At 59.0% G+C, this 15,947-nt stretch carries 13 protein-coding genes; 9 read left to right on the forward strand and 4 right to left on the reverse strand.

The features are described 5' to 3' along the window. The first annotated feature begins 74 nt into the window (after nt 1-74). The 4 genes from metH (at nt 75) to BM132_RS24275 (ending at nt 6,830) form a co-directional block, all read left to right on the forward strand. Nucleotides 75-3,785, forward strand: a complete 3,711-nt coding sequence (metH, locus tag BM132_RS24260; RefSeq protein WP_092459280.1) for a methionine synthase — start codon at nt 75-77, stop codon at nt 3,783-3,785. Nucleotides 3,786-3,927: 142 nt separating this feature from the next. Beyond that, nucleotides 3,928-4,146 (forward strand): DUF2970 domain-containing protein, encoded by a 219-nt coding sequence (locus BM132_RS24265; protein ID WP_092459282.1) that lies wholly within the window; start codon nt 3,928-3,930, stop codon nt 4,144-4,146. Between the two features lie 547 nt (nt 4,147-4,693). Beyond that, complete coding sequence (locus BM132_RS24270; protein WP_047227821.1) at nt 4,694-6,352, forward strand: nitrite/sulfite reductase; 1,659 nt, start codon at nt 4,694-4,696, stop codon at nt 6,350-6,352. Continuing rightward, entirely contained in the window at nt 6,336-6,830 is a 495-nt protein-coding gene (locus BM132_RS24275) for a DUF934 domain-containing protein (protein ID WP_092396049.1), read from the forward strand. The genes BM132_RS24270 and BM132_RS24275 overlap by 17 nt, the downstream gene beginning before the upstream one ends. 223 nt (nt 6,831-7,053) lie before the next feature. Here BM132_RS24275 and sohB read toward each other — a convergent pair whose 3' ends face one another. Further along, entirely contained in the window at nt 7,054-8,085 is a 1,032-nt protein-coding gene (gene sohB, locus BM132_RS24280) for a protease SohB (protein WP_092396047.1), read from the reverse strand. Nucleotides 8,086-8,314: 229 nt separating this feature from the next. Between sohB and BM132_RS24285 the strand changes: the two genes are divergently transcribed. The 3 genes from BM132_RS24285 (at nt 8,315) to BM132_RS24295 (ending at nt 10,560) form a co-directional block, all read left to right on the forward strand. Next, on the forward strand, nt 8,315-9,025 hold the full coding sequence (locus tag BM132_RS24285; RefSeq protein ID WP_092396045.1) for a histidine phosphatase family protein: 711 nt from the start codon (nt 8,315-8,317) through the stop codon (nt 9,023-9,025). A gap of 51 nt (nt 9,026-9,076) precedes the next feature. Next, entirely contained in the window at nt 9,077-9,391 is a 315-nt protein-coding gene (locus BM132_RS24290; RefSeq protein WP_092459284.1) for an SCP2 sterol-binding domain-containing protein, read from the forward strand. A gap of 305 nt (nt 9,392-9,696) precedes the next feature. After that, nucleotides 9,697-10,560 (forward strand): LysR family transcriptional regulator, encoded by an 864-nt coding sequence (locus tag BM132_RS24295; protein WP_092396041.1) that lies wholly within the window; start codon nt 9,697-9,699, stop codon nt 10,558-10,560. A gap of 70 nt (nt 10,561-10,630) precedes the next feature. Here BM132_RS24295 and BM132_RS24300 read toward each other — a convergent pair whose 3' ends face one another. After that, nucleotides 10,631-10,873, reverse strand: coding sequence for an HP1242/YdcH family protein (locus BM132_RS24300; RefSeq protein WP_092459286.1), 243 nt, complete (start codon nt 10,871-10,873; stop codon nt 10,631-10,633). 217 nt (nt 10,874-11,090) lie between these two features. Between BM132_RS24300 and BM132_RS24305 the strand changes: the two genes are divergently transcribed. After that, nucleotides 11,091-11,612: a DUF4142 domain-containing protein gene (locus BM132_RS24305; protein ID WP_092396037.1), complete on the forward strand. Its 522-nt coding sequence runs from the start codon at nt 11,091-11,093 to the stop codon at nt 11,610-11,612. Nucleotides 11,613-12,155: 543 nt separating this feature from the next. Continuing rightward, nucleotides 12,156-13,316, forward strand: a complete 1,161-nt coding sequence (locus tag BM132_RS24310; protein WP_092459287.1) for a PheS-related mystery ligase SrmL — start codon at nt 12,156-12,158, stop codon at nt 13,314-13,316. 71 nt (nt 13,317-13,387) lie between these two features. Here BM132_RS24310 and BM132_RS24315 read toward each other — a convergent pair whose 3' ends face one another. Then, nucleotides 13,388-13,669, reverse strand: a complete 282-nt coding sequence (locus tag BM132_RS24315; protein WP_047227813.1) for a hypothetical protein — start codon at nt 13,667-13,669, stop codon at nt 13,388-13,390. Between the two features lie 95 nt (nt 13,670-13,764). Then, a complete protein-coding gene (locus BM132_RS24320; protein WP_092459289.1) occupies nt 13,765-15,876 on the reverse strand; it encodes a hybrid sensor histidine kinase/response regulator in 2,112 nt (703 codons plus the stop codon). Nucleotides 15,877-15,947 lie beyond the last annotated feature (71 nt).

Raw genomic sequence — 15,947 nt, forward strand, 5'->3', positions numbered from 1 at the left:
AGCCACCCATGATCAAATCCTGCACAGGTTTGCTATCATCCCCGCCTTCGTAATGGTCTTTTCCAGGTAGTCCTATGTCCGATCGCAGCGCTCGCCTTTATCTTCTCCAGCAAGCCCTCAAGGAACGCATTCTGATCCTCGACGGCGGCATGGGTACGATGATCCAGAGCTACAAGCTTGAGGAACAGGACTATCGCGGCAAGCGTTTCGCCGACTGGCCGAGCGACGTCAAGGGCAACAACGATTTGCTGGTACTGAGCCGCCCGGATGTGATCGGCGCCATCGAAAAAGCCTACCTGGATGCCGGTGCCGACATTCTGGAAACCAACACCTTCAACGCCACCCAGGTGTCCCAGGCCGACTACGGCATGCAGGCCCTGGCCTACGAGCTGAACCTGGAAGGCGCGCGCCTGGCCCGAAAGGTGGCCGACGCCAAGACCCTGGAAACCCCGGACAAGCCGCGCTTCGTCGCCGGCGTGCTGGGCCCGACCAGCCGTACCTGCTCGCTGTCGCCAGACGTGAACAACCCCGGCTATCGCAACGTGACCTTCGACGAGTTGGTGGAAAATTACACCGAGGCCACCAAGGGCCTGATCGAAGGCGGCGCCGACCTGATCCTCATCGAAACCATTTTCGACACGCTCAATGCCAAGGCAGCGATTTTCGCCGTGCAAGGGGTATACGAGGAATTAGGCGTCGAACTGCCGATCATGATCTCCGGCACTATCACCGACGCGTCAGGCCGCACCCTGTCCGGCCAGACCACCGAAGCCTTCTGGAACTCCGTCGCTCACGCCAAGCCGATTTCCGTTGGGTTGAACTGTGCCCTCGGTGCCAGCGAACTGCGCCCGTACCTCGAAGAACTGTCGAACAAGGCCAGCACCCACGTATCGGCGCACCCGAACGCCGGTCTGCCCAATGAATTCGGTGAATACGATGAACTGCCGGTGGACACCGCCAAGGTCATCGAAGAGTTTGCCCAAAGCGGCTTCCTGAACATCGTCGGCGGCTGCTGCGGCACCACCCCGGCGCACATCGAAGCCATCGCCAAGGCCGTGGCCGGCTACGCACCGCGGCAGATTCCGGAGATCCCGCGGGCTTGCCGCCTGTCGGGCCTGGAACCGTTCACCATCGATCGAAGCTCCTTGTTCGTCAACGTCGGCGAGCGGACCAACATCACCGGCTCGGCCAAGTTCGCCCGGCTTATCCGCGAAGACAATTACACTGAAGCCCTGGAAGTGGCCCTGCAGCAGGTCGAGGCCGGCGCCCAGGTGATCGACATCAACATGGACGAGGGCATGCTCGATTCGAAGAAGGCCATGGTGACCTTCCTCAATCTGATTGCCGGTGAACCGGACATCTCTCGCGTTCCGATCATGATCGACTCCTCGAAATGGGAAGTGATCGAAGCGGGCCTCAAGTGCATCCAGGGCAAGGGCATCGTCAACTCCATCAGCATGAAGGAAGGCGTCGAGCAGTTCATTCATCACGCCAAGCTGTGCAAACGCTACGGCGCCGCCGTGGTGGTGATGGCCTTCGACGAAGCCGGCCAGGCCGACACCGAAGCGCGCAAGAAGGAAATCTGCAAGCGATCCTACGACATCCTGGTCAATGAAGTCGGCTTCCCGCCGGAAGACATCATCTTCGATCCGAACATCTTCGCCGTCGCCACCGGCATCGAAGAGCACAACAACTATGCCGTGGATTTCATCAACGCCTGCGCCTACATCCGCGACGAACTGCCTTATGCGCTGACCTCCGGTGGCGTGTCCAACGTGTCCTTCTCGTTCCGGGGCAACAACCCGGTGCGCGAGGCGATTCATTCGGTGTTCCTGCTGTACGCAATCCGCTCGGGCCTGACCATGGGCATCGTCAACGCCGGCCAACTGGAGATCTACGACCAGATCCCGGTGGAACTGCGCGACGCGGTGGAAGACGTGATCCTCAACCGCACGCCTGAAGGCACCGATGCCCTGCTCGCCATTGCCGACAAGTACAAGGGCGACGGCAGCGTCAAGGAAGCGGAAACCGAAGAGTGGCGTGGCTGGGAAGTGAACAAGCGCCTGGAACACGCGCTGGTCAAGGGCATCACTACGCACATCGTCGAAGACACCGAAGAGTCTCGCCAGTCGTTCGCCCGTCCGATTGAAGTCATCGAAGGCCCGTTGATGGCCGGCATGAACATCGTCGGCGACCTGTTCGGCGCCGGCAAAATGTTCCTGCCCCAAGTGGTGAAATCCGCCCGGGTGATGAAGCAGGCCGTGGCCCACCTGATTCCCTTCATCGAGGCGGAAAAAGGCGACAAGCCGGAAGCCAAAGGCAAGATCCTGATGGCCACGGTCAAGGGCGACGTCCATGACATTGGCAAGAACATCGTGGGTGTGGTTTTGGGTTGCAACGGCTATGACGTGGTCGACCTGGGCGTGATGGTGCCGGCAGAGAAGATCCTGCAGGTAGCCAAGGAGCAAAAGTGCGACATCATCGGGCTGTCCGGCCTGATCACTCCGTCCCTGGACGAGATGGTGCATGTGGCCCGCGAGATGCAGCGCCAGGATTTCCACCTGCCCCTGATGATCGGTGGCGCCACGACCTCCAAAGCCCATACGGCGGTGAAGATCGAACCCAAGTACAGCAACGACGCGGTGATCTACGTCACCGATGCCTCGCGCGCCGTGGGCGTGGCCACCCAGTTGCTGTCCAAGGAACTCAAGCCGGCCTTCGTCGAGAAAACCCGCCTGGAGTACATCGACGTTCGCGAGCGCACCGCCAACCGCAGCGCCCGTACCGAACGCCTGAGCTACCCCGCCGCCGTGGCGAAGAAGCCGCAGTTCGACTGGAGCAGCTACCAGCCGGTCAAGCCGACCTTTACCGGCGCCCGAGTGCTGGAGGATATCGACCTCAACGTCCTGGCCGAATACATCGACTGGACACCGTTCTTCATTTCCTGGGACCTGGCCGGCAAGTACCCGCGCATCCTCACCGACGAAGTGGTCGGCGAAGCAGCCACCGCGCTGTACGCCGATGCCCGGGCGATGCTGCGAAAGCTCATCGACGAGAAACTCATCAGCGCCCGCGCGGTGTTCGGCTTCTGGCCGGCCAACCAGGTGCATGACGACGATCTGGAAGTCTATGGCGAGGATGGCAAGCTACTGGCCCGCTTGCATCACCTGCGCCAGCAGATCATCAAGACCGACGGCAAACCGAACTTCTCCCTGGCCGACTTTGTTGCGCCCAAGGACAGCGGCGTGACCGACTACGTGGGCGGCTTCATCACCACCGCTGGCATCGGCGCCGAAGAAGTCGCCAAGGCCTACCAGGAAGCCGGCGACGACTACAACTCGATCATGGTCAAGGCTCTGGCCGACCGCTTGGCCGAGGCCTGTGCCGAATGGCTGCACCAGCAGGTGCGCAAGGAACATTGGGGCTACGCCAAGGACGAAAGCCTGGACAACGACGCCCTGATCAAAGAGCAGTACACCGGCATCCGCCCTGCCCCTGGTTACCCGGCCTGCCCGGATCACACCGAGAAGGCCACCTTGTTCCGCCTGCTCGACCCCGCGGCCAGCGAACTGAAGGCTGGACGCAGCGGCGTGTTCCTCACCGAGCATTACGCCATGTTCCCGGCGGCAGCCGTCAGCGGCTGGTATTTCGCCCATCCCCAGGCGCAATACTTTGCCGTGGGCAAGATCGACAAGGATCAGGTCCAGAGCTATACCGCGCGCAAAGGTCAGGACTTGAGCGTGACTGAGCGCTGGTTGGCGCCGAATTTGGGTTACGACAACTAGTAGGATTGCGTCGGACAAAAAGATCGCAGCCTGCGGCAGCTCCTACGGGTATTGGTGTCCCCCTGTAGGCGCTGGCGAAGCCTGCGATCTTTTTTCGCGGGTTGTCTATGCTTGTTCCAAACCCATGGCAGACGAGGGATTTATGGACGATCCAGTCGACAACAAGCCGCCGACCCTGTGGCAGATGATGCACAGCGTGCTGGCTGCCGCTTTCGGCGTGCAGAGCGGCAAAAATCGCGCCCGTGACTTCACCCACGGCAAGCCGAGTCACTTCGTGGTATTGGGCATCGTCTTCACGGTGATCTTCGCCCTGACGCTGTTTGGCATCGTCAAGCTGGTGGTGCATCTGGCGGGATTGTAAAAACATCGCCAGCAATAAATAACCCTGTGGGAGCGAGCCTGCTCGCGATAGCGGCGTGTCAGTCGACATGATCATCGGCTGAACCACCGCTATCGCGAGCAGGCTCGCTCCCACATGAATGGGTATTGGGTTCGACGAAAGATTATTGGTGACTGACCCAGAACACCGCGGTGCCCACCACCAGGATAATCAGGAACAAAATGGCCCAGGCATCAACAGTACTGTCGCTTTTCCTTGCTTTGGTCGGATTGCTCATTGCATCGCCTCTTGTCGGTTTTGTAGGTGATTGCATAGGGACTCGACCACAGTTAAGACGATGATTGCCCGCACGACAAATGTGGGTTAGGCAATAATCAATCCCATTAGTCGATTTGGTTCTTTATATATACTCAAACATCACTTTTGCGCATAACTCAAAACAGGTATCTTGCACCGGCTCCTGTAGGAGTGCGCGGCCGTGCGCGTAGAATTGCCGAGGCAGAATCCGATTTCAGCGAGCCAACACGCAGCTGTTTCTGATCGGCCCAAGCCTGAGAACGAGACTTATATGTACGTATATGACGAGTACGATCAGCGGATCATCGAGGACCGCGTCAAGCAGTTCCGTGATCAGACCCGACGCTATCTGGCAGGCGAGCTGAGCGAAGAAGAATTCCGCCCTCTGCGTTTGCAGAATGGCCTGTATATCCAGCGCTTCGCCCCGATGCTGCGCGTAGCGGTGCCCTATGGCCAACTGACCTCGCGTCAGGTGCGCATGCTGGCCAAGATTGCCCGCGACTACGACAAAGGCTATGCCCACATCAGTACCCGCCAGAACGTCCAGTACAACTGGCCGGCCCTGGAAGATGTGCCCCAGATCCTGGCTGAATTGGCCACTGTCCAGATGCACGCGATCCAGACCAGCGGTAACTGCCTGCGCAACGTCACCACCGACCAGTTCGCCGGTGTCGCGGCCGATGAGTTGATCGATCCGCGCCCCTGGTGCGAGATTGTTCGCCAGTGGACCACCTTCCACCCGGAATTCGCCTACCTGCCGCGCAAGTTCAAGATCGCCATCAACGGCTCGACCTCGGACCGTGCGGCCATTGAAGTCCACGACATCGGCCTGGAGACGGTCTACAACGCCGCGGGCGAGCTGGGCTTCCGTGTGCTGGTGGGCGGCGGTCTGGGCCGTACGCCGGTGGTCGGCGCGTTCATCAACGAATTCTTGCCATGGCAGGACCTGCTGAGCTACCTCGACGCCATCTTGCGGGTGTACAACCGCTACGGCCGTCGTGACAACAAGTACAAGGCGCGGATCAAGATCCTGGTCAAGGCCCTTACGCCAGAAGTGTTCGCCGAAAAGGTCGAGGCCGAAATGGCTCACCTGCGCGGCGGCCAGACTACCCTGACCGAAGCCGAAGTCCATCGCGTGGCCAAGCATTTCGTCGACCCGGACTACAAGGCCCTGAGCAACCAGGACGCCGAGCTGGCCGCGCTCGACAAAGAACATCCGGGCTTCGCCCGCTGGCGCACCCGCAACACCCTGGCCCACAAGAAGCCGGGCTACGTCGCGGTGACCCTGTCCCTGAAGCCGACCGGCGTCGCGCCGGGCGACATCACCGACAAGCAACTGGACGCCGTGGCCGACCTGGCTGAGCGCTACAGCTTCGGTCAACTGCGCACCTCCCACGAACAGAACATCATCCTGGCGGACGTTGAACAGAGCCAATTGTTCACCCTGTGGGGCGAGTTGCGCGAGCAAGGCTTCGCCACCCCGAACATCGGCCTGCTGACCGACATCATCTGCTGCCCGGGCGGTGATTTCTGCTCCCTGGCCAACGCCAAGTCGATCCCTATCGCCGAGTCGATCCAGCGTCGTTTCGACGACCTGGATTATCTGTTCGACATCGGCGAGTTGGACCTGAACATTTCTGGTTGCATGAACGCCTGTGGTCACCACCACGTCGGTCACATCGGCATTCTGGGCGTGGACAAGAAAGGTGAGGAGTTCTACCAGGTCTCCCTGGGCGGCAGCGGCAGCCGCGACGCCAGCCTGGGCAAGATCCTCGGCCCGTCGTTTGCCCAGGACGACATGCCTGACGTGATCGAGAAGCTGATCGACGTGTACATCGAACAACGTACTGAAGACGAGCGTTTCATCGACACTTATCAACGTATCGGCATCGACCTCTTCAAGGAACGCGTCTATGCAGCGAATAATTAAGAACGACGAGGTTATCGACGAAACCTGGCACCTGCTGCCCAAGGACGCGACCCTCGATGGTATTTCCAACTGCGACGACCTGATCGTGCCCCTGGCCCTGTGGCGCGATCATGCTCACGCCCTCAAGGCCCGCGATGGCGGCCTGGGTGTGTGGCTGGACGCCGACGAAGAGGCTGAAGAAATCGGTGATGACGCCAACCAGTTCCAGGTCATCGCCCTGAACTTCCCGGCCTTCACCGACGGGCGCAGCTACTCCAACGCTCGCCTGCTGCGTGACCGCTATGGCTTCAAGGGCGAATTGCGGGCGATTGGCGATGTGCTGCGCGACCAATTGTTCTACATGCGCCGTTGCGGTTTCGACGCCTTTGCCTTGCGCGCCGACAAGGACCCCTTTGAAGCCCTGGAAAGCCTCAAGGACTTCTCGGTGACCTACCAGGCCGCCACTGACGAACCGTTGCCGTTGTTTCGTCGTCGCTGAAACCTGATGCATGAAAAAGCCCTGATCCGGGTACTCCGGTTCAGGGCTTTTTTATAGGCGGTTGGTGAGTGGTGAACCCGGATCTTCAGCCACCCGGAAAACTCTGTGGGAGCGGGCTTGCTCGCGAAAGCGGTGTCACAGCCAACATTATTAGTCAGGCAGACCGCCTTCGCGAGCAAGCCCGCTCCCACAGTGATTGGCGGTGAAGCCAGATCTTCGCGGGCTACCAGAACCGCTGCTGGGTCAGCCGACTCCACCAGTTCAGCAGCACCCGGTCCACCGAACCGCTGGCCGCCATGCCAATGCGCTCCTGCAAACTTTTGCGTTCGGCGTAGTGCAGGTGGTACAGCTCGGCACTCTTGGCTCGTTCGGCCAGGTATTCATCGCTGGTTTTCAGCTCGTCCACCAGGCGTTTGTCCAGTGCCGCGACGCCCAGCCAGACTTCACCGGTCGCCACTTCATCAATGGCCAGTTGCGGACGGTAGTTGGACACGAAGTTCTTGAACAGCTCATGGGTGATGTCCAGGTCTTCCTGGAACTTCTCCCGACCCTTCTCGGTGTTTTCGCCAAACACCGTCAACGTGCGCTTGTATTCACCGGCCGTCAGCACTTCAAAATCGATATCGTGCTTCTTCAGCAGACGGTTGACGTTGGGCAACTGGGCCACGACGCCAATAGAGCCAAGAATGGCAAAAGGCGCGCTGATGATCTTCTCTCCGATGCACGCCATCATGTAGCCGCCGCTGGCCGCGACCTTGTCGATGCACACCGTCAACGGCACGCCGGCCTGTCGGATCCGGGCCAGTTGCGAGGAGGCCAGGCCGTAGCTGTGGACCATGCCGCCACCGCTTTCCAGACGCAACACCACTTCATCCTTAGGGGTCGCCAGGGTTAGCAATGCGGTGATTTCATGACGAAGGCTCTCGGTGGCCGAGGCTTTGATGTCACCGTCAAAATCCAGCACGAATACCCGAGACTTGGCCGCCGGTTTGTCCTTGGTTTTCTTTGCGGCCTTTTCAGCCTTGCCTTCGGTCTTGCGCAGGGCCTTGAGCTGATCTTTATCCAGCAGCGTCTGCTCCAGGCGCTCACGCAGCCCCTTGTAGAAGTCGTTGAGTTTGCTCACCTGCAACTGGCCGGCTGACTTGCGCCGGCCCTTGCTGCGCAGGGCAGCAAAACTGGCCAGCACCACCAGGATGGCGATCACCAGCGTCACGGTCTTGGCCAGAAAACTGGCGTATTCGATGAAAAACTCCACGATGGCTCCTAATAAATTCAAAACGCCGCTCAAGGGCGGGCACTCAACACGTTCAGCATACCCATGCGCCTGCGCCGCGACCAGCCGTGAAACCTGTGGTTACCTTAACGGGAGCGCAGTTGAACAAAGCTGTAACGGGCATTTCAAACAAGCGTATGTTTTTTCATTGACAGCTCACCGCCATCCTCATAACCTCGCCAAACCTTCAACGTACCGGGATGACGCGGACGTGGGCAGTATCTATCTGATTCGACATGGCCAGGCCTCCTTTGGTGCGGACGACTACGATGTCCTTTCGCCAAACGGTGTACGCCAGGCGCAAGTGCTGGGCAGCCACCTGGCCGAACTGGGTGTCGTGTTCGATCGCTGCCTCTCCGGCGACCTGCGTCGTCAGCAGGATACCGCCACCGGTGCGCTGGGCCAGATGTCCGCCGCCGGGCTGCCGGTTCCCGGGCTGGAGATCGATTCGGCGTTCAATGAATTCGACGCCGACGCGGTGATCCGCGCCCTGTTGCCGGACATGCTCGCCCAGGAACCCGAAGCCCTGTACATCCTGCGCAACGCCGCACAGAACCGCGCCGAGTTCCAGCGCATCTTCGCGTTGATCATCGAACGCTGGCTCGGCGGCCAATACGACCCGCCCGGGCTGGAAAGCTGGCTGGGTTTCGTCGACCGCGTCCAGGCCGGCCTGCAGCGCATTCTGGAGCAAGCCGACAATTCTCAGAAAATCGCCGTATTCACCTCCGGCGGGACCATCACCGCCCTGCTCCACCTGATCACCCAGATGCCTGCGCGGCAGGCCTTTGAATTGAACTGGCAAATCGTCAACACCTCGCTCAACCACTTGAAATTCAGGGGCCGCGAGGTGGCCCTGGCTTCCTTCAACAGTCATGCCCACCTGCAACTGCTGAAGGCCCCGGATCTCATCACCTTTCGCTGAGTCCGGATTACTGTAGACCCTTGCTGTATAACCCAAATAAGGATCGAAACCATGACCTCCGTAGCCGACGCCGTACAATCCATGAAAGCCAAGTTCAACCCGGAAGCCGCCAAGGGCCTGGACCTGGTATTCGGTTTCCGCATCGACGACACCCAGAATTTCTCACTGATCGTCAAGGATGGCACTTGCGAACTGCAGGAAGGTGAAAACCCGGACGCCCAGGTGACCCTGGTGATGGAAGGCGAAACCCTTAAAGGCATCGTCGACGGCAGCACCGACGGCATGCAGGCATTCATGGGCGGCAAACTGCAGGCCGAAGGCGACATGATGCTGGCGATGAAATTGTCCGAGCTGTTCCCAGGTTGAGACTACTCGCCTTCTCCGGGCGCCCTGGCTGCAAACGAATCCCGCCTCTGTGGCGGGATTTGTGTTTTTACTTGAGCATTTCCACTGACCGGCCCATCGCTATCGCGAGCAGGCTGGTTGGCTGGTTGGCTGGCTGGCTGGCTGGCTGGCTGGCTCCCACAATTGCTCCGGTTTCAAGATTGAGCGTCGCCCCAGATCCCTTGTGGGGCGAGCCTGCTAGCGATAGCGCCGGTACATACAGCAAAGGGCCCTGCGATTATTCGCAGGTATCGTACAATCCCCGCTTTTCTCGCATCGGCCTGACCATGGACATTGACCTTGCCCGCACCTTTCTGGAAATCGTCCGTCACGGCAGCCTCGCCGCCGCAGCCGACAAGCTGCACGTCACCCAGACGGCTATCACAGCGCGGGTGCAGAAGCTTGAAAGCCAGCTTGGCTGTGTGCTGTTTGTGCGCAACCGTGCCGGCGCGCGCCTGACCGCCGACGGTGAAACCTTCGTGGTGTATGCCAACCAACTGGTGCAGACCTGGGAAGCGGCCCGCCGGGACCTTCCCTTACCCGAAGGCTTTCGCAACGTTTTGCACCTCGGTGGTGAAGTCAGCCTGTGCAATCCCTTGATGCTCGCCTGGGCTGAGGAACTGCGCCAGAAAATCCCCGGCCATGCCCTGCGCATGGACATCCGCGATGGCGAAAAACTGCTGCAACAACTGGAACTGGGCCTGCTGGATGCCGCCGTGGTGTATCAGCCCGAATACTGGCCGAGGCTGCAAGTGGAACAGTTACTGGAAGAGAAACTGATCCTGGTGCGCCTGGCCACCTGTCCCGAGCCCTACGTGTACATCGACTGGAGTGCCGACTTCCGTCGTCAGCACGACACTGCACTGCCGGACAAGGCCAAGGCAGCCGTGACGTTCAATCTCGGCCCCCTGGCCCTGCAGTACATTCTGGAGAACGGCGGCAGCGGATACTTCCGTACCCGGGTCGTGCAGAGTTACCTGGACAGCGGCATTCTGGAGCGAGTGCCCAAGGCGCCGGAATTCAACTACCCGACGTACCTGGTGTACTCCCGGGATCGGGATTCGGCGGCGTTGCAGCAAGCCTTCGAAGTGCTGCGTCAGATCGTCACCGCCGGCAGCGACTGGTCCCAGCGCTGGAACCCGCTGACCTGACAGATTCGCGGTGGATGTGTGGCGAGAGGGCCCTTCACGAAACAAAGGGCTCCTCACAAACAGCCCAGCCTTATGGCTCTTCCTGCAAGTACCCCGCGATCTCGTCTTTGACCTGCAATCGTTTCTCCTTGAGCGCCTTCAGGGCAACATCGGAAAGTGCGGCGGACGACGGTTTCTCGGCGTCGACCACCTCGGCATCAAGTTGGGAGTATTTTTGAAGTAACGAGTCGAGCCTTGGATTCTCGCTGCGTTTTTGCTGGATGTGGTCTTTTGTGCATTGAAGATCCTGGCACAAATCGTGAGTCACGGGCATGGAACACCTCCTTTGGCAGAACGATGGCAGACGCCTTCTACGGCGTTCGTCGACCATCAGAATGGCCTCGCCGACGGGGTTCTGTCGACCGCCAATCCGACCAGCGGTGACCGTTCGTCGTACCGGCCCGCTGTGCAATCAAACCTTTGTCCGCCCGCCGCTCTCCATTGAACAGGACGACACAAGTCCCTTGTACAACCTGTGTGGAGACTTACCTATGGACGGATTTACCCTGCGTCAACTCGGCCTGGCAGTTGCCTTGAGCACCAGCATGGGCATGGCTTGGGCCGCAACTTCCAACGACTTCGTCGACAACGCGGCGGCCGGCGGTATCGCAGAAATCGAAACCAGCAAACTGGCCCTGGAAAAAAGCAGCTCGGCGGACGTCAAGGACTTCGCCAACATGATGATTTCCGACCACACCAAAGCCAACGAGGAGTTAATCTCACTGGCGAAAAAACACGACATCGAAGTGCCGGACGAACCCACGCTGGTGAAAAAGGCCAAGGCCAAGATTCTCGATATGCGCGATGAGTCGTTTGATGCGGCCTACGCCAACAACCAGGTGATGGCCCACGAAGAAACCATCGCCCTGTTCAAGAAAGAAGCCGAGACCGTCACGGACGACAAGAAGCCCGGTAACACCGAGCTGAAGGCGTTCGCGCAAAAAATGCTTCCAGACTTGGAAAAACATCTGGAAATGGCCAAGAAACTCCAGGCCGCTCATCCAAGTAAATAGCAGAGAATGTAAAAAAAGCCCGATCATAACGTAGGGTTTAACGAGATCATCAGCCTGACCGAGAAGCCCTGCTGGTTTAATCTGGCAGGGCATTCTTGGTTTCAAACGTGAGGATCTCTCAGCATACCGAAATGCCTCTGAGCAACTTCGAGAAGCGCCCCCTTGATATTTTACTTCACCAAAAAGAGAGCATTAGTCCTGCCCCAGTGAGGAGTTGCTCTCTTTGCCAGACGCCGTTATTAAGGTTATTGAGTTAGGGGGCTGACATTGGCCGCTGGGCTAAGAAAATCAATGTGATAACCACTGGAGCCATCGTGTGCCTGGCTGAACTTAACTTGTATGCTGATCATGAAATATTTTAACTATTTTTTAGACCGACAGCCTATTAATGAAGCAGATAGATTACTTATGCAGGAAGTGTCTGTAGTAGATTTCTGAAAACACCAAAATCCGCCTTATTAAGTTGTTTGTTTGGTCTAGTGTTGATAGGTTTTTCCTCCGACTGTTCAAGCCGTAGCAAACACTGATTCAAAGGGGCCAATAATGGGTGTTACCAAGAAATACCTGACTGACGTCGCGCTTCAGCAGGCGTTATCCATTACAGATCTGACTGAGGCGCACTCACCCGCACATGCAGTCCGCCTGATCATGAACGAAATCATTGAAGGGCTGGTCAGTGCTGGTTGGCCGCAGGCTCTAATACAAACCGGCCCACGAATCGTATCCGCCGAAGAGAACTACGGACTACTCGGTTATGACCCGGCAGAAATCACTTTAGGCAGCGAACACACCCGGTGGATAGACGAACATTCACTGCTGCGTACACAAACCACTAGCCAGATTCCAATTGTGCTGCAACGTTCGGCCCAGGAACGCAAACCTGGAGAGGTCATTTTGCTGGCCGCACCGGGCATCACGTTCCGCCGCGACAGTCGTGATCGTTGGCACTGCGCCGAGCCACATCAGATGGATATATGGGTGCTGGGTGAACCCGAGCTCTCGGCGCGCGGACACCTTTTGCGCTTGGTCGGCGATATCCTTGGGGTCGCCGTCCCCGATAAACCTTGGGTTTACAGCGACAGTCCGCATCATTACACCGAAGGTGGCATTGAGGTGAATGTGATCAACGATGGTTCTGCTGTCGAAGTGCTGGAGTGTGGGCTTATTGCCACTTCGTTATTACAACGGCTGGGAATCGATGCGCAGCGTCATGGCGGTCTGGCATTGGGAATGGGGCTGGATCGGTTGACTATGCTACGAAAGGGAATCCCGGATATTCGCCTGTTGCGTGACCCTAATGAGCGAGTTCAGGCCCAGATGCAAGATTTACGTCCTTGGAGTACGGTTTCGCGCTTGCCTTCAATCACTCGGGACATTTCAGTGGCCGTGACTCCGGGTTTGAGTGAGGAAGTACTGACTGAGAAAATGCTCCAGGCGGCTGGCGACTGCTCTGGTTGGATTGAGGAGATGCAAGTCAAAGGTCGTTGGACTTCGTCTGAATTACCACCACAGGCCATCGAGCGACTCGGGCTGTTACCCGGCCAGGAAAATGCTCTGTTGCGCGTCGTATTGCGGGATTGCTCGCGGTCAATCACGACTGCCGAGGCCAATGCATTGTATGAAAGAATCCAGTCGGCATTACATGAAGGCAAGCCGGGGGCTGGGTATCGGATGGACCTGTCGCCTCACTCATCCACTCAATAGCTGCGCCAGCCACCCAACGGCGTCGTGAAATCCGAAAGCCCAGCTTCAAGAAAAGAAGCAGGGCTCATTGGCTAACCGCCATCCGTATCGATATCAGCGTCAGTGCTCTCCCCGGATTCCGGGCGGTCCGGGTCAGGCTTGAAGCCAGGGCTGAAGGTGTTGTCGTTGTCTTGGTGGTGATTCTTTTGATCGACTTCGCTGTCGGCGCTTTGGGCTTTGCCTGCTCCAGCCGGGCTGACTGGCTGGGTGCCAGCGGGCTCAGGGGAAACCTGAGGATCGATCGCCGGATCATTGCGCGGTGACGGGGCCTGCGTCTGGCCTTGTTGCTGGGTGTTTGCAGGATCTTGGTTCATAGGCACCTCATTCATGACAGGCCGGATTGATGACCGGTCATGGTCATTTGAAGGTGGCATGGCGGCTTCGGTTCCATTTGTTTAACGCACCGCGATCAACTGCCCAACACAGTCCTCACCATGGTGATCAAGGCATCCGGGCCGTAAGGTTTGCTCAGCAGATGGGTATCGGGGCTCAATTGGTGGTTGCGGGAAATGATGTCCCGAGTGTGGCCCGAGGTGAACAGTACGGGCATAGGCGGAGTCTGTACCCTGGCCCAGGCCGCCAGGTCGGAGCTCTTGATCAGGCCAGGCATGACCACATCGGTAAAAATCAGATCCACCGAGGCACCTTCGAGCAAAAGCGCCATGGCCGCATCAGCGTTGGCGGCCGTGAGGGTTCGATAACCGGACTGCTCCAGCAGCTCCACCGAGGCGCTGCGCACCTCTTCGTTATCTTCCACCACCAGAATCGTCTCTTGCCCACCGGCCAGAAGCGGGCCGTGGGGCGCCTCTTCACCTGTTTCAGGTTGCCGACTGCGGGGGAAATACATTTGCGCCCGCGTGCCCTCTCCCACGTCACTGGCAATCTCGATATGCCCGCCACTTTGCTTGACGAACCCGAACACCATACTCAACCCAAGCCCGGTGCCCTGGCCATCGGTCTTGGTGGTGAAAAACGGCTCGAACACATGATTCAGCACATCGGGAGGCATGCCCGCGCCGCGGTCGTTCACCGACAGACGCACATAGTCACCGGCCGGAATGTCTTTACCGGCGCAGAACGATTCGTCGAGCACGATGTTTTCGCCGATCAGGCCGATGGTGCCCTCACCGCCCATGGCATCGCGGGCATTGATCGCCAGGTTCAGCAAAGCGTTTTCAAGCTGGTTGCGATCGACGTGGATGCACCAGGGCTCGGCGGGCAAGGCCACTTCGATCTGGATGGTTTCGCCCAAGGCCCGCTGCAGCAATTCGCCCAGGCCGTCGAAGATCCGCCGTGGGTTGTAGACCGCCGGTGACAAAGGCTGGCGCCGGGCAAACGCCAGCAATTGCGAGGACAGTTTGGCGCCCCGCTCCACCGCTTCGATGGAGGCACTGACCCGCCGCTGCACATTGACGTTGTCCGGTTCGTGGCGAGCCAACAGGTGCAGGTTGCCGGCGATCACCTGCAGCAAGTTGTTGAAGTCATGAGCCACACCGCCGGTGAGTCCGCCAATGGCTTCGAGCTTCTGCGACTGGCGCAACTGTTCTTCAGCCGTCAATCGCGCATGCACTTCCTCGGCGACACGTTGCTCCAGATCACGGGTGAACTTGAGCAGTGATGCTTCAGCCGCCTTGCGTTCGTGGATATCAATCAGCACACCGGGAAAACGCAAGGGCGTGCCCAACGTATCGAACTCACATCGCCCGCTCGCCAGCACCCACAGGTAATCACCGCCCAGGCGGCGCACCCGATACTCAGCGTTGTAGGGGGTCCCGGTGCGCAAGGTTAGTTCGACCCGCCGGTTCACTTCCTCAAGGTCATCGGGGTGGATGTTCTGGCGGGCAATCTCGACAGGCAATGCATCCAGGGGTGTGTCCGGCGGGTAATTGAACGTGCGGGAAAAACGCTCATCGCCGGAAAGCGTGTCGTTCTGGATGTCCCAGACAAACGATCCCAGCAAGGGCCCAGCCGAGAGGGCCAACTGAATGCGCTCGTTGACGGCGCGGTAGCTGCGTTCCGCCTCCTGGCGGGCACGCTCGGTCAGCACAAGCTCGGTGGTTTCCACGACGATCGCCAACACGCCGCCCGGTGACTGATCATCGTCGGGCACCGGGCTGTAGTAAAGATCCATCCATACATCTTCAGGTTTGCCATTGCGTAGCAATACCAGCTCTTTGCTGCGATAGGACAAGGTGCCGCCGGCCAGGCAGACATCTAGGACGTGACGATTGAATTCGGCCACTTCTGGCCAACCCAACTCTACCGCGCAGCCCAGCAGGTATGGATGGCGCCCGCCGGCGAACTCGGCGTAGGCATCGTTGTAGACCATGAAACCCTGACGCCCCCACAACATGACCATCGGCAAAGGCGAAGCCAGCAGCATCTGGACTGCGCTGCGCAGGCTGGCGGACCAGTGCTCGATGGCGCCCAGTTCGGTCTGGCTCCAATCAAACGCGCGGATACGCCCGGCCATTTCACCACCCCAACCGGGGCATCCATGATTCTGGGATAAGAACTGCATGAGTCGATTCTGAACCTCGAAAATGCCAGCAGGGAATCGGCCTACCACAAGTCCCTTGTGCTCAGAGCTTC

This window comes from Pseudomonas sp. NFACC45 (genome assembly GCF_900113505.1).
Lineage (GTDB): Bacteria > Pseudomonadota > Gammaproteobacteria > Pseudomonadales > Pseudomonadaceae > Aquipseudomonas > Aquipseudomonas tehranensis.

Bases quoted from the DNA above. Each gene is read 5' to 3' on its own strand.
- metH (WP_092459280.1), top strand. From the start codon at position 75: ATGTCCGATCGCAGCGCTCGCCTTTATCTTCTCCAGCAAGCCCTCAAG.
- BM132_RS24265 (WP_092459282.1), top strand. From the start codon at position 3,928: ATGGACGATCCAGTCGACAACAAGCCGCCGACCCTGTGGCAGATGATG.
- BM132_RS24270 (WP_047227821.1), top strand. From the start codon at position 4,694: ATGTACGTATATGACGAGTACGATCAGCGGATCATCGAGGACCGCGTC.
- BM132_RS24275 (WP_092396049.1), top strand. From the start codon at position 6,336: ATGCAGCGAATAATTAAGAACGACGAGGTTATCGACGAAACCTGGCAC.
- BM132_RS24290 (WP_092459284.1), top strand. From the start codon at position 9,077: ATGACCTCCGTAGCCGACGCCGTACAATCCATGAAAGCCAAGTTCAAC.
- BM132_RS24295 (WP_092396041.1), top strand. From the start codon at position 9,697: ATGGACATTGACCTTGCCCGCACCTTTCTGGAAATCGTCCGTCACGGC.
- BM132_RS24300 (WP_092459286.1), bottom strand. From the start codon at position 10,873: ATGCCCGTGACTCACGATTTGTGCCAGGATCTTCAATGCACAAAAGAC.
- BM132_RS24305 (WP_092396037.1), top strand. From the start codon at position 11,091: ATGGACGGATTTACCCTGCGTCAACTCGGCCTGGCAGTTGCCTTGAGC.
- BM132_RS24310 (WP_092459287.1), top strand. From the start codon at position 12,156: ATGGGTGTTACCAAGAAATACCTGACTGACGTCGCGCTTCAGCAGGCG.
- BM132_RS24315 (WP_047227813.1), bottom strand. From the start codon at position 13,669: ATGAACCAAGATCCTGCAAACACCCAGCAACAAGGCCAGACGCAGGCC.
- BM132_RS24320 (WP_092459289.1), bottom strand. From the start codon at position 15,876: ATGCAGTTCTTATCCCAGAATCATGGATGCCCCGGTTGGGGTGGTGAA.